Consider the following 12,909-nt stretch of genomic DNA (forward strand, 5'->3'; position numbering starts at 1 on the left):
GCCCACCACCGTCCTCGCCATGGTCGACGCCGCGGTCGGCGGCAAGACCGGGGTCAACACCAGCGCCGGGAAGAACCTCGTCGGCGCGTTCCACGAACCGGCCGGGGTGCTGTGCGACCTCGCGCTGCTGAAGACCCTTCCTCGTGAGGACCTGGTCGCCGGGCTCGGCGAGGTGGTCAAGTGCGGCTTCATCGCCGACCCGGAGATCCTGCGTCTGGTCGAGGAGACCGATGAGATCACCGCGGACTCCCCGGTTCTGGCCGAGCTGGTCGAGCGCGCCATCCGGGTCAAGGCCGAGGTGGTCGCCGCAGACCTGAAGGAGACCGGCGGCGCCGACGGCCACCCAGGCCGCGAGACCCTCAACTACGGCCACACCCTCGCCCACGCGCTCGAGAAGCACTCCGGCTTCTCGATCCGCCACGGTGACGCGGTCGCCGTCGGCTGCGTCTACGCCGCCGAGCTCGCCCGCCTCGCCGGGGTCCTCTCCGACGACGTCGCCGCCCGGCACGCGCCGACCTTCGCCAAGGTCGGCCTGCCGACCACCGTCAAGGAGCTCGGCGTCGAGGCGGGCTTCGACGACCTCATCGGCGCCATGCGGGTCGACAAGAAGACCCGCGGCTCCGTCCTCCGTTTCCTCGTCCTCCACGACCTCGCCGTCCCGCGCATCCTGACCGGGCCGACCGAGGAGCAGCTGCGCGACGCGTACGCGGTCGTCGGAGGCTGACGTCGGGCGCGCTGCCGTTGAGGTGTTGTTGACCGAGGCCGGGCCTCCGGCACCCTGATCGCTGGATCTCAGGCTCCCGACCAGCGGGCGATGTCCTCGTCGGTGATCTCGACCGGACCCTCGACCCGCTGGGTGGCGCGGATGTGGTTGCCGAAGGGGTCGCGGAAGGCGCAGTCGATGCCGTAGGGCTGCTTGGTGGGCTTGTCGGTGAACTCGACGCCCTTGGCGGAGAGATCCTCGTAGAGCTTCTGGCAGTCGTCGGTGTTGAAGATGACCGCGGCGCCCATCGCGCCCTTGGTCACCAGGTCGCGCAGCTGGGCGGCGGTCTCAGTGCTGTGGGCGGGGGAGCCGCCGGGCACCTCGAGCAGCAGCTGGTGGTCGGGGTCGCCGGGAAGGTGGACGGTGAGCCAGCGCATGAAACCCATGTCGACGTCGCTGCCGACCTCGAGGCCGAGCTTGCCGACGTAGAAGTCGAGGGCCTCGTCCTGGTCGAGGACGTAGATTCGCGCAGGAGTGCCATGGACCGCTCGATCCGGCGGCGCTGCAGGTAGCGGTGGGGCGTCTCCCCGAAGACGGCCTTGAACCGGCGGCTGAAGTGCGCGGGCGACACATGGGCGACCCGGGCGATCGCTGGTACGTCGAGCGACGCGGCGTAGTGCCGGTCCATCGCGTCGCGCGCCCGCAGCAGGCGGCGGTTCTCGTCCTCGCGCGGCGTCACATACCCGAGCGTATGCCGAGTCGGCCCGTCAAGACGAGCCGACTCGGCAGAGTTGCTAGCAGGTCACAGACCCATGTCCTTGGCGATGATCAGCTTCATCACCTCGGACGTGCCGCCGTAGATGCGGTTGACGCGGTTGTCGGCGTAGAGGCGGGCGATGGGGTACTCGTTCATGTAGCCGTAGCCGCCGTGGAGCTGGAGGCAGCGGTCGACCACGCGGTGGGCGACCTCGGTGCAGAACAGCTTGGCCGAGGCGGCCTCGGCGGCGGTCAGGGTGCCGGCATCCTCGGCCTCGATGGCGCGGTCGACCACGGCCTCGGCGGCGTCGACCTCGGCCTTGCACGCAGCCAGCTCGAACTTGGTGTTCTGGAACGACGCGACGGCGGTGCCGAAGACCTTGCGCTCCTGGACGTACTTCTTGGCGAACTCGACGGCGGCCGCGGCCTGGGCGTAGGCGCCGACGGCGATGCCGAGGCGCTCGACCGGGAGGTTCTGGCCGAGGTAGGAGAAGCCCTTGCCGACCTCGCCGAGGACGTCCTCGACCGGGACCTGCACGTCGGTGAAGGACAGCTCGGCGGTGTCGGAGACCTTGAGGCCGAGCTTGTCGAGCTTGCGGCCGACCTCGTAGCCCGGCAGCTTGGTGTCGACGGCGAGGAGCGTGATCCCGCCGCGGCGGTCCTCGGGGGTGGCCGGGGCGGTGCGGGCGCAGACGATCACCCGGTCGGCGTTGACGCCGCCGGTGATGAAGGTCTTGGCGCCGTTGAGGACGTAGTGCTTGCCGTCCTCGGTGAGCTTGGCGTTGGTGGTCATCCCAGCCAGGTCGGAGCCGGTGCCCGGCTCGGTCATCGCGATCGCCCACATCTCCGCGCCGGAGACGAAGCCGGGCATCCAGCGCTCCATCTGCTCCTTCGTGGCGAGCTTGAGGAGGTAGGGAAGGCAGAGACCGACGTGGGTGCTCGAGCCGCCGAAGGAGACGCCGGCACGGGCGAGCTCCTCGGTGATGACGGCGGAGTACTTGAACGACCCGATCCCGGCGCCGCCGTACTCCTCGGGCACCTGGATGCCCCACACGCCCAGCTCGCCGAGCTTGAGGTAGAAGTCGTGGGGGACGATCCCGGCCTGGTACCACTCGTCGTAGACGGGGGTGACCTCCTTCTCGATGAACGAGCGGATGGTCTCGCGGAAGGACTGGTGGTCCTCGGTGTAGATGGTGCGGCGCATCAATCGTGCTTTCTTCTCGGGGTCGAAACGGAAGTCGGGCGGAGCCTCAGGGCCGGGCGCCGACGACGCGGAGCGCGAGGTCGGCGTAGAAGTCGGCCAGGGACTCGGGGGTCCAGGAGCCGTCGTCGCGGTACCACCGGGCCAGGTCGATCCCCAGCGAAAGCAGGGCGGTGGCGGCCTTGGCGGGATCGGGGGTGTCGAAGTCGCCGCTGCGTACGCCTTCCTCGACGACCTCACGCATGACGGTGTCGATGGCGCGGCGCATGCCCGCGATCTCGCGGAAGTGCTCCTCGGTCAGCGCCGCGAGCTCGTAGTTGATGACCCGGGCCGTCGTGTGTGACCGGGCGTGGAAGAGGACATAGGTGCGTACGGCGGCGGCGACCCGCTCCGCGGGCGCGGCGTCGGCACGGGTCGCCTCGGTGAGCGCCTCGAGGATGATCTCGTGGCCACGCACCGCGATCGCGTGCAGCAGCTCCTCCTTGGAGCGGTGGTGGACGTAGACCGCCGCCGGGCTCAGCCCCGCCGCGGTGGCGATGTCCCGGGTGCTGGTGCCGTGGAACCCTTTCGCGGAGAATGCCTGCACCGCCGCGTCGAGCAGACGCGCGCGGCTGCGGTCGCCGCGTGCCTGGGTGCTGGTGCGTACGTCGCTCATGCCATCAGTCTGACATAAAGGTAAGTGAGCGCTTAGATTCGGCTCGAGAAAACCGTGCGAAGATGCTGCTCGTGAGCAACGCGTTGAAGCAGGTCCTGGTCCTCAACGGCCCCAACCTCGGGCGCCTCGGGAAGCGCCAGCCCGAGATCTACGGGCACACCACCCACGACGAGCTCGCCGCGATGTGCGTCGACTGGGGCCACGCGCTCGGCTTCGCCGTGGACGTACGTCAGAGCAACCATGAGGGCGACATGGTCGACTGGCTCAACGCCGCTGCCGACAAGGACATCCCGGTCGTGCTCAACGCCGCCGCCTGGACCCACTACTCCTACGCCATCTACGACGCCTGCGCGCAGCTCACCGCTCCGCTCATCGAGGTGCACATCTCCGAGCCTCTCCAGCGGCCCGAGGTGTTCCGGCACACCAGCGTGGTCACCCCCCACGCGACCGCGGTCGTCGCGGGCAAGGGCATCGACGGCTACCGCGAGGCCCTCGAGGTCATCGCCACCAAGCTCGGCAAGGCCTGACGAATTGGGTCGGCGTACGTCTCGTTGACTAGGATTCCCTGTGGCCCTGGTGGCACCCGAACATTGACAACGATGCCTGCGATGCTGCAGGACGACGAAGACGAAGGCTGACGGACGGTTATGGCGACGACGAACGACCTCAAGAACGGCATGGTGCTGAAGATCGAGGGCCAGCTCTGGCAGGTCACCGAGTTCCAGCACGTGAAGCCCGGCAAGGGCCCGGCGTTCGTCCGCACCAAGCTCCGCAACGTCGAGTCGGGCAAGAACGTCGACAAGACCTTCAACGCCGGGGTCAAGGTCGAGACCGCGACCGTCGACAAGCGCACGATGCAGTATCTCTACAACGACGGCACCTCCTTCGTCTTCATGGACGTGCAGGACTTCGACCAGATCGAGGTCGCCCCGGAGATCGTCGGCGACGCTGCCAACTTCATGCTGGAGAACAGCGAGGCGATCGTGGCCACCAACGAGGGCCGCGTTCTCTTCATCGAGCTGCCGCCGTCGGTCGAGCTCACCATCACCTACACCGAGCCCGGCGTCATGGGCGACTCCGCCACCGGCCGCACCAAGCCCGCCACCCTCGAGACCGGCGCCGAGATCCAGGTGCCGCTCTTCATCGAGCAGGGCGAGAAGATCAAGGTCGACACCCGCGAGGGCGGCTCCTACCTCTCCCGCGTGAAGGGCTGACGTTGGCTGCTCACGTCGCGACCGCGCGCTCCAAGGCCCGCAAGCGGGCCCTGGACGTGCTCTTCGCCGCCGAGGCCCGCGGGCTCTCCGCCGGTGACCTGCTCGACCAGCAGATCGGTGAGGGCGAGGTGCCCAACAACCCGTTCACGGTCAAGATCGTCCGGGGCGTGGTCGCCGAGGCCGAGCGGATCGACGCCCTGATCTCCGCCTTCGCCAAGGACTGGACGCTGGTCCGGATGCCGGCGGTCGACCGCAACGTGCTCCGCATCGGCGTCTGGGAGATCCTCGACGGCGATGTCGCGGCCGAGGTCGCGATCAGCGAGGCGACGGCGCTGGTGACCGAGCTGTCCACCGACGAGTCCCCCTCCTTCGTCAACGGCGTCCTCGCCGCGGTCGCGAAGGATGTCGCGAAGGGCTGATCAGCATGTGACGTACGCCTGTCCGGGACCGTTCCGGACAGGCGTCGCGTCATTTCGGGGTGCGCCACGACGCGTGTGTTTTCCGGTTATCGACGATTGCTTCGGTCGGGACCGTATGTTTGGACCCAAGGCTGAGATGGAGGCCGTAAACCAGCACCCGTATTCGGAGAGCGCATGACGCAGGAGAACAACCCGTACGACGAGCCGGACTCGCGCACCCGGCCGACCGGTGCACCCTCACACTGGGTGACGCCACCTCCGCCGAGCTCGGCGGGACAACCGCCCCAGCCTTCACGGCCGGCCCAGCCCTACCCCCAGTCAGACCCGAGTCAGGAGGCGACTCGCATCACCAACCCACAGGTCACCACGACACCTGCACCGCCCCCTCCGGCGGCCGCGGTGACACCACCGCCCCCGGCCGTTCACGGGCAGGAGGTCCCCAGCGCGACCGACTTCCTCGACCGGCGCGCGGAGTCGGCCGGATTCGGCCCCGCGACCTGGGGCTGGCGAGGCGCGATCCGCAAGATGTCCGGCGGGCTGATCAGTCCGAAGATGGGCCCGGCCGAGATCGCCTACGAGCAGGACCGGGCGATGATCCAGCGTGACTTCGACGGTCCGCGCACGATCGTCTTCATCAACCCCAAGGGCGGCGCGGCCAAGACCACCGGCGTGCTCGCCGCGGGCTACACCTTCGGCACCGTACGCGGCGGCGGGATCGTGGCCTGGGACAACAACGAGACCCGCGGCACCCTCGGCATCCGCGGCATGCGCAGCACCCACCGCAACACCACCCGCGAGCTGCTCGACAACCTCGCCGCGTTCAACAACGTCTACCAGTCCCGTATCGGTGACCTGGGCGCCTTCGTACGCTCCCAGGGCGATGCCCACTTCGACGTGCTCGCCTCCGACGAGCGGCCCGACGTCACCGGCCAGATCCACGCCGACGACTTCGCGCAGGTGCACCAGTTGCTGGAGCGCTTCTACAAGGTGATCCTGGTCGACACCGGCAACAACATGCGGGCCGAGAACTGGCTGGCCGCCGCCGACACCGCCGACCTGCTGGTGGTGACCTCGACGGTGCGCGAGGACACCGGCTACAGCGGCCTGTGGATGCTCGACGCCCTCCAGGAGTCCGGCTACGCCGACCTCAAGCTGAAGACGATCACCGTGCTCTCCGACCCGTCTCCGAAGGTCGACACCAACCTGGCCCGTGACCTCACCGAGGTCTACCAGCAGCGCACCCGCGGGGTCTACCGGGTCCCGTTCGACCCGGTGCTCGTCGCGGGCTCCACGGTGCAGTACTCCCAGCTCTCGGAGGACACCAAGATGTCGTGGCTGAAGGCCTGCGCTGGGATGGCGCACGCGCTCTAGCCGGCATGCCCTAACGTCGGAGTCATGCGCGCAGTCGTCTACACCGAGAACGGTCCCTCCTCCGCGATGCGTCTGATCGAGCGCCCGGTGCCGAAGCCCGGCCCGGGCGAGGTCCTGGTCAGGCTGGTGCGGGCGGGGGTCAACCCCACCGACTGGAAGGTACGTGCCGGCCTGAGCGCGACCCTCACGACTCCCGAGGCGACCCCGGGCCAGGACGGCGCCGGCGTGATCGAGGAGATCGGCGAGGGAGTCAGCACCCACGTCGTCGGACAGCAGGTCTGGCTCTTCATGGCTCAGCACGGCCAGCCCTGGGGCACCGCGGCCGAGTACGTCACCGTCCCGGCCCACAAGGCTGTCGAGCTGCCTGCCGGTGCCTCCTACGACCTCGGCGCCTCGCTCGGCGTGCCGGCGATGACCGCCCATCGGGCGCTGACCTGCGGGACGGTCGAGCGGGTGGCGCCCGGCTCGTTCGACGGCCTCACCATCCTGGTCCATGGCGGAGCGGGTGCGGTCGGCAACGCCGCGATCCAGCTGGCCGTGTGGGCGGGCGCGACGGTGATCACCACGGTCAGCTCCGCGGAGAAGGCGGCGCTGGCGAAGGCCGCGGGGGCGCATCACATCGTGAACTACCGCGAGGGCGACCCGGCTGCGGAGATCCGTGAGATCGCGCCCGACGGCGTCGACCAGATCGTCGAGGTCGCACCGGCGGACAACAACGACCTCGACCGCGCCGTCGTCGCCAAGCGCGGCACGATCGCGATCTACGCCAACAACGGCGGCGACGAGCTGACCATGCCGGTGCGGGCGACCTTCTCGCTCAACCTGCGCTACCAGTTCATCCAGCTCTACGGCATCGAGCCCGAGCAGATCCAGGCAGCGGCCGACGATGTCGCCGCCGCCGTGGCGGCCGGCGCGCTGCGCGTGGGACCGGAGGCCGGCGTACCCCTGCACCACTACCGGCTCGAGGAGACGGCGGCCGCCCATGACGCGGTCGAGGCCGGCGCGATCGGGAAAGTGCTCATCGACCTGGAGTGAGGATAAGGTTGGCCCGATCCTTTAACGAGCCGTCCCGTGAGGCGGAGAAGGAGACCACAACCTTGTCTGATGCCGTGCCCGAGCCGTCGACCGATGGTCGCGTGGTGCTCGACTCCCGTGACATCTCCCGGGCGCTGACCCGGATCTCCCACGAGATCCTGGAGCGCAACCGCGACGCCGAGGACCTGGTGCTCCTCGGTCTGCACACCCGCGGGGTGCCGCTCGCGAAGCGGATCGCCGCGCGGATCGAGGCCGCCGAGGGCCATCCCGTGGCCCACGGCGCACTCGACGTGACGATGTACCGCGACGACCTGCGGACCCACCCGACCCGAGCGCCGCACCACACCGAGATCCCGCCGGGCGGCATCGACGGCAAGACCGTGGTGCTGGTCGACGACGTGCTGTTCTCGGGCCGCACCGTCCGCGCCGCGCTCGACGCACTGGCCGACTACGGCCGCCCCGCCGTCGTACGCCTGGCTGTGCTCGTCGACCGCGGCCACCGGCAGCTTCCGATCCGCGCCGACCACGTCGGCAAGAACCTCCCGACGGCGCGCTCCGAGCGGGTCGGGCTGCGGCTGGAGGAGACCGACGGCATCGACGAAGTACGCATCGTGGAGCTCGAAGGGGTGACCGCATGACGCGCCATCTGCTGTCCATCGACGACGTGAGTGCCGAGGAGATCCAGCAGCTCTTCGCGACCGCCGCCGAGATGCACGACGTCCAGAAGCGCGAGGTCAAGAAGCTGCCGGCGCTGCGCGGGCGCACCGTGATCAACCTCTTCTTCGAGGACTCGACCCGCACCCGGTCCTCGTTCGAGATCGCCGGGAAGTGGCTCTCGGCCGATGTGATCAACCTGTCGGCGAAGGGCTCCTCGGCCTCGAAGGGCGAGTCGCTGCGCGACACCGTGCTGACCGTGACCGCGATGGGCGTCGACGGTCTGGTGATGCGTCACTCGGCCTCCGGCGCTGCCCACCAGGTCGCGGGCTGGCTCGACATCCCCGTGATCAACGCCGGCGACGGGATGCACGAGCACCCGACCCAGGCCCTGCTCGACGGCTACACCCTGCAGCGCCAGCTCGGCGGTCCCGGGTCGCTGGAGGGCAAGCGGATCGCCATCGTCGGCGACCTGACCCACTCGCGGGTGTTCCGGTCCAACGTGAAGTCGCTGGGCAAGCTCGGTGCCTCCGTGGTCGCCGTCGCTCCGCCCACGCTCATGCCCTCGGGGGTCGCCGACTGGGCCAAGGCCGACGGCTTCGCCACCTCCTACACGCTGGACGACGTGCTTCCGGAGGTCGACGCGGTCATGATGCTGCGCGTCCAGCGCGAACGGATGAGCGGAGGCTACTTCCCGACCTCACGTGAGTACACCGTCGGCTACGGGCTCACCCGCCAGCGCCTCGGCATGCTGCGCGACGGCGTCCCGATCCTGCACCCCGGCCCGATGAACCGTGGCCTGGAGATCTCTCCCGAGGCCGCCGACGCCGCCTCCTCCCGGATCCTCGACCAGGTCTCGGCCGGCGTCGCGATCCGGATGTCCGTCCTCTACCACCTGCTTGCCGGCGAGGAGTCCGCATGAGCCTGTTGATCAAGGGAGGCTCCGTCCTCGGGGCCGAGCCGACCGATGTGTACGTCGACGGGGGAGTGATCCGGGAGATCGGCACGGTCTCGGTCTCCGACGACTCCGTAGACGAGGTCGTCGACGCCTCTGGTCTCGTCCTCCTCCCGGGCCTGGTCGACCTGCACACCCACCTGCGCCAGCCGGGCCGCGAGGACGCCGAGACGGTGGCCTCCGGCGCGGCCGCGGCCGCCGCGGGCGGCTACACCGCGGTGCTCGCGATGGCCAACACCTCGCCGGTCACCGACACTGCCGAGGCCGCGGTCTCGGTGTGGGAGCTCGGCCGCGAGGCAGGGCTGGCCGACGTGTTCCCGGTCGGCGCGGTGACCAAGGGGCTGGCCGGTGAGGAACTCGCCGAGCTCGCCCTGATGAACCGCTCCCGAGCCGCGGTCAAGGTCTTCTCCGACGACGGTCGGTGTGTCTCTGATCCGCGGGTGATGCGGCGCGCGCTGGAGTACGTCAAGGCGTTCGGCGGCGTGATCTCCCAGCACGCCCAGGATCCGTCGCTTGCGCCCTACGGGTCGGCCTGCTGCCACGAGGGTGAGCTCTCCGGACGGCTCGGCCTGCCTGGGTGGCCGGGGGTCGCCGAGGAGGTCATCGTCGCCCGCGACGTGATGCTCGCCCGCCACACCGGCTCGCGCGTCCACGTCGCCCACGCTTCGACCGCCGGCACCGTCGAGGTGCTGCGCTGGGCGAAGGCCCAGGCCGAGAAGGACGGCAGCTGGGCGGTCACCGCCGAGGTCACACCTCACCACCTGCTGCTGACCACCGACCTGCTCGCCGGCTACGACCCGACCTTCAAGGTCAACCCCCCGCTGCGTCCCGCCGAGGACGTCGAGGCGCTGCGCGAGGCGCTGGCCGACGGCACCATCGACGCCGTCGCCACCGACCACGCCCCGCACGCGCGCCAGGACAAGGAGCACGCGTTCGTCGACGCCGCCTTCGGGATGCTCGGGCTCGAGGAGGCGCTCTCGGTCGTCTCGACCGTCATGGTCTCCTCGGGGCTGCTGGACTGGGCCGGCGTCGCCCGGGTCATGTCCACGACCCCGGCCCGGATCGCCGGTCTGGAGGGCCACGGCCGCCCGATCGCGGTCGGAGAGCCGGCCAACCTGGCCCTGGTCGACCCGGCCGCGACGTACGTCGTGGACCGCGACCGCTCGCTCTCGCTGTCTCGCAACAACCCCTGGCACGACCGCAAGCTCACCGGCCGTGTCGTCTCCACCTACCTGCGGGGGAAGCAGACCTACGCCGGGTAGCCCTGGATGCTCACTGAGGTAACTCGGTGAGGGCTCACTTCCTTCGTGGGACTCAACGAAGGAAGTGGTTGCTGGCCGAGCTACCTCGGTGAGCAGTCGCGGGGCCCGGCGCAGGATTCAACCCGACTCGGCGAGACGTGCGGATAGGCTCCCCGGCCATGACCGACGTCTTCTCCGACAAGCTGGCGCAGTGGCGCGCCTACACCACGACCCCGTGGGGCCGGATCCGCTACACCGTGGTCGAGGAGGTCCTGCGGCGCCAGTGCGCCGAGTTGGGGGAGCGGCTGAAGATCCTCGACGTCGGCGGCGGCGACGGGATGGACGCGCTGCCGCTGGCCCTGGCCGGACACGACGTCACGATCCTCGACCCGTCGGAGTCCTGGCTGACGGAGGCGAAGCGCCGGGCGGCGGACGCGGGCGCGTCGCTGACCACGCTCGTCGGTGGTGTCGAGGACCTGCCCGAGGGCGAGTGGGACCTGGTGCTGTGCCACTTCGTGCTCCACTACCGTCCCGCCGACGCGGGAGACGTACGCCGCCTCGCAGCCGTCGTCCGCCCCGGCGGCCGGCTCTCGGTGATGGTCCCCAACCCGGCGAGCATGGTGCTGCGCCAGCTGGTCACCGCCGGTCCCGAGGCCGCGCTCACCGAGCTGCGGGCGGACACCAAGCGCGCCGTCGCCTTCGACCATGACGTACGCAAGGTGCCGATGGCCGACCTCGAGGCCGAGCTCGCCGGCTGCGGACTCCGGGTGACCGGACGCTTCGGCACCAGGGTCGCCAACGACCTTCTCACCGACGACGCGGCCAAGCACGACCCCGCCTACTTCGACCGCCTCCTCGAGCTGGAGCGCGCGCTGTGCGACCAGGAGCCGTTCGTACGTATCGCCGGGATGTACCAGCTCGTCGCGGAGCGGCCGGCCTGACGTGCGTGTGGGCTATCCTCGTGGAACCAAGACTCGTACGTCGATGGCTCGGCGCCGCCGCTGAAAGGCGCCACTTCTCATGACCATGTCGGGAGCCACCACCGCGCGCCGATGAGCGGCGCGAAGACGAAGCCCCGCGAGCTGCGCGCCAAGCGGCGACCAGGTCGTCATTCGTGCTGGGATCGCCTTGTCGTGGCGCCGCTGTGGGTCGCGTACGACGCGAACCTCGGCACCCTGCTGCGCACCTGCGACGCGATCGGGGCGTGTCTGGCGGTGCCACGCACCAAGCACTATCTCGACGCGCTCCAGGTCGGCGACACGCTGCGCGGACGACGGCCGTGCGTCCACTGGGTGACGCCCAGCAAGGAGGCGTGGATCGAGACGCAGCGCGATGCGGGCAAGCGGATCGTCGCTGTCGAGCTCGCCGACGGGGCGACGCCGCTCACCCGGCTGGAGCCGGCGCGGGAGCCGACGGTGCTTCTGCTCGGCCACGAGCACCACGGGGTGCCTGATGACGTGCTCGCCGAGACCGACGAGTGCATCGAGATCCCGATGGTCGGCTGGGGTGCGAGCCTGAACGTCGCGGTCGCCGGGAGCCTGGTCGCCTACCGGCTCGCGGGGCTGTCGTGACGGAGCCGCGACCGGGGTTAGTCTCGGGTGCGTGGATAACCTCGAGCGCGTCTACAAGATGCCCTTCGGCTCCGTCTACCCGCACTATGTGACGAAGGTGGAGAAGAAGGGCCGCACCACGGCCGAGCTGCACCAGGTGATCACCTGGCTGACCGGCTTCGACGACGAGGCGATCGCCGAGCACGTCGAGGCGGAGACGAGCTTCGAGGAGTTCTTCGGGGCCGCCGACCTCAACCCGAGCTCGCAGCTCATCACCGGGGTCGTCTGCGGCGTGCGCGTCCAGGACATCGAGGACCCGGTCATGCGTCAGGTGCGCTATCTCGACAAGCTCGTCGACGAGCTGGCCAAGGGCAAGGCCATGGAGAAGATCCTGCGCGGCTAGGTTTGTGAGCCCTCTGGACTAAATCGGTTTAGTCTGCCAAGTTGTGGTGCGAGTCACAGTCGCGTCCGGGCGGCGGCAGAGTGCCGATCGGGTTCCGGGCGCCCAGGAGAGGAACGCCTGATGTCTGATCGCCCCCGCCTGATCCAGAGCCTCCGCCTCGCCGTGGCCGCTGGTGCCGTCGCGACCCTCGGCGCCGGGACTGCGCCCGCGGTCGCAGCGCCGGCACCGGCAACCGTCCCGTCCGCCACAGCCACCACAGGGCCGACGGAGTGCAAGGACCCGATCGCGTTCGGCTACTACCGTCAGTGGCGCGATGTCGAGACCACGAAGGAGGAGGACCGCGCGCCCAACGTGCAGCGGATGGACGAGATCCCGCCGCAGCTCGACATCGTCTCCGCCTTCGCGACCAAGCCGGCGCAGGACCCTGACTTCTGGGTGGCCCTGCGCGACAAGTACGTCCCTGCCCTCCATGCCCAGGGCACCGAGGTCGTCTTCACGATCTTCATCGACGACATCGCGGACGCCGACGTCGAGCTGAACGAGGCGGCCTACGACGCCCACGCCCGCTGGCTGGTGGAGGAGTACGTCGACCGTGCCGGTCTCGACGGCCTCGACATCGACACCGAGCGCAGCCTGGATGCCGAGCAGACCGAACGGGCGGCCGGCAGTTCGCCCACGCGCCCCGTTCGTACGCGCCGTCGCCGAGGACCATCCCGACGTGGGTCTTAGAGGTCACCCGCAGACAGACACGG

At 69.8% G+C, this 12,909-nt stretch carries 16 protein-coding genes and 1 pseudogene; 13 read left to right on the plus strand and 4 right to left on the minus strand.

Annotation, left to right across the window (positions count from 1 at the left end; translation table 11 throughout):
• The coding region (locus ACFVJS_RS18070) for a 3-dehydroquinate synthase family protein (protein ID WP_378882969.1) at positions 1-724 on the plus strand (724 nt) is incomplete at its 5' end.
• Positions 725-792: 68 nt separating this feature from the next.
• On the opposite strand, the gene ACFVJS_RS18075 is transcribed toward ACFVJS_RS18070, so the two are convergent.
• The 4 genes and pseudogenes from ACFVJS_RS18075 to ACFVJS_RS18090 all read right to left on the minus strand — a co-directional run bounded on the left by ACFVJS_RS18075 (position 793) and on the right by ACFVJS_RS18090 (position 3,315).
• Complete coding sequence (locus tag ACFVJS_RS18075; RefSeq protein WP_378883014.1) at positions 793-1,227, minus strand: VOC family protein; 435 nt, start codon at positions 1,225-1,227, stop codon at positions 793-795.
• 50 nt (positions 1,228-1,277) lie between these two features.
• Positions 1,278-1,391, minus strand: a pseudogene (locus ACFVJS_RS18080) (AraC family transcriptional regulator); the annotation flags it as partial.
• A gap of 114 nt (positions 1,392-1,505) precedes the next feature.
• Positions 1,506-2,663: an acyl-CoA dehydrogenase family protein gene (locus ACFVJS_RS18085; RefSeq protein ID WP_378882972.1), complete on the minus strand. Its 1,158-nt coding sequence runs from the start codon at positions 2,661-2,663 to the stop codon at positions 1,506-1,508.
• A 46-nt stretch (positions 2,664-2,709) separates the two neighbouring features.
• On the minus strand, positions 2,710-3,315 hold the full coding sequence (locus ACFVJS_RS18090; RefSeq protein ID WP_378882975.1) for a TetR/AcrR family transcriptional regulator: 606 nt from the start codon (positions 3,313-3,315) through the stop codon (positions 2,710-2,712).
• A 62-nt stretch (positions 3,316-3,377) separates the two neighbouring features.
• On the opposite strand from ACFVJS_RS18090, the gene ACFVJS_RS18095 reads away from it, so the two are divergent.
• From ACFVJS_RS18095 to ACFVJS_RS18150, 12 genes are all read left to right on the plus strand, one after another.
• Positions 3,378-3,842, plus strand: a complete 465-nt coding sequence (locus tag ACFVJS_RS18095; RefSeq protein ID WP_378882977.1) for a type II 3-dehydroquinate dehydratase — start codon at positions 3,378-3,380, stop codon at positions 3,840-3,842.
• 120 nt (positions 3,843-3,962) lie between these two features.
• Positions 3,963-4,529, plus strand: a complete 567-nt coding sequence (gene efp / locus ACFVJS_RS18100) for an elongation factor P (RefSeq protein WP_165111524.1) — start codon at positions 3,963-3,965, stop codon at positions 4,527-4,529.
• Between the two features lie 2 nt (positions 4,530-4,531).
• Positions 4,532-4,948 (plus strand): transcription antitermination factor NusB, encoded by a 417-nt coding sequence (nusB, locus tag ACFVJS_RS18105; RefSeq protein WP_378882980.1) that lies wholly within the window; start codon positions 4,532-4,534, stop codon positions 4,946-4,948.
• 174 nt (positions 4,949-5,122) lie between these two features.
• Positions 5,123-6,319, plus strand: a complete 1,197-nt coding sequence (locus ACFVJS_RS18110) for a hypothetical protein (protein ID WP_378882983.1) — start codon at positions 5,123-5,125, stop codon at positions 6,317-6,319.
• Positions 6,320-6,343: 24 nt separating this feature from the next.
• Positions 6,344-7,354, plus strand: a complete 1,011-nt coding sequence (locus ACFVJS_RS18115) for an NADPH:quinone reductase (protein WP_378882985.1) — start codon at positions 6,344-6,346, stop codon at positions 7,352-7,354.
• A 62-nt stretch (positions 7,355-7,416) separates the two neighbouring features.
• Entirely contained in the window at positions 7,417-7,992 is a 576-nt protein-coding gene (pyrR, locus tag ACFVJS_RS18120; RefSeq protein WP_378882988.1) for a bifunctional pyr operon transcriptional regulator/uracil phosphoribosyltransferase PyrR, read from the plus strand.
• The gene (locus ACFVJS_RS18125; protein WP_378882991.1) at positions 7,989-8,930 is read left to right on the plus strand and encodes an aspartate carbamoyltransferase catalytic subunit; all 942 of its coding nucleotides are present in this window, start codon (positions 7,989-7,991) and stop codon (positions 8,928-8,930) included. The genes pyrR and ACFVJS_RS18125 overlap by 4 nt, the downstream gene beginning before the upstream one ends.
• Positions 8,927-10,225 (plus strand): dihydroorotase, encoded by a 1,299-nt coding sequence (locus ACFVJS_RS18130; protein WP_378882992.1) that lies wholly within the window; start codon positions 8,927-8,929, stop codon positions 10,223-10,225. Before ACFVJS_RS18125 ends, ACFVJS_RS18130 begins: the two co-directional genes overlap by 4 nt.
• A 158-nt stretch (positions 10,226-10,383) precedes the next feature.
• The gene (locus tag ACFVJS_RS18135) at positions 10,384-11,145 is read left to right on the plus strand and encodes a methyltransferase domain-containing protein (RefSeq protein WP_378882994.1); all 762 of its coding nucleotides are present in this window, start codon (positions 10,384-10,386) and stop codon (positions 11,143-11,145) included.
• A 111-nt stretch (positions 11,146-11,256) separates the two neighbouring features.
• Entirely contained in the window at positions 11,257-11,775 is a 519-nt protein-coding gene (locus ACFVJS_RS18140; protein ID WP_378882997.1) for a TrmH family RNA methyltransferase, read from the plus strand.
• Between the two features lie 31 nt (positions 11,776-11,806).
• Complete coding sequence (locus ACFVJS_RS18145; RefSeq protein WP_378882999.1) at positions 11,807-12,157, plus strand: DUF2200 domain-containing protein; 351 nt, start codon at positions 11,807-11,809, stop codon at positions 12,155-12,157.
• A 120-nt stretch (positions 12,158-12,277) separates the two neighbouring features.
• The gene (locus tag ACFVJS_RS18150; protein WP_378883001.1) at positions 12,278-12,886 is read left to right on the plus strand and encodes a hypothetical protein; all 609 of its coding nucleotides are present in this window, start codon (positions 12,278-12,280) and stop codon (positions 12,884-12,886) included.
• Positions 12,887-12,909: the final 23 nt, after the last annotated feature.

The sequence above is a fragment of the Nocardioides sp. NPDC057772 genome (assembly GCF_042798075.1).
In the GTDB taxonomy this organism is placed as follows: domain Bacteria; phylum Actinomycetota; class Actinomycetes; order Propionibacteriales; family Nocardioidaceae; genus Nocardioides.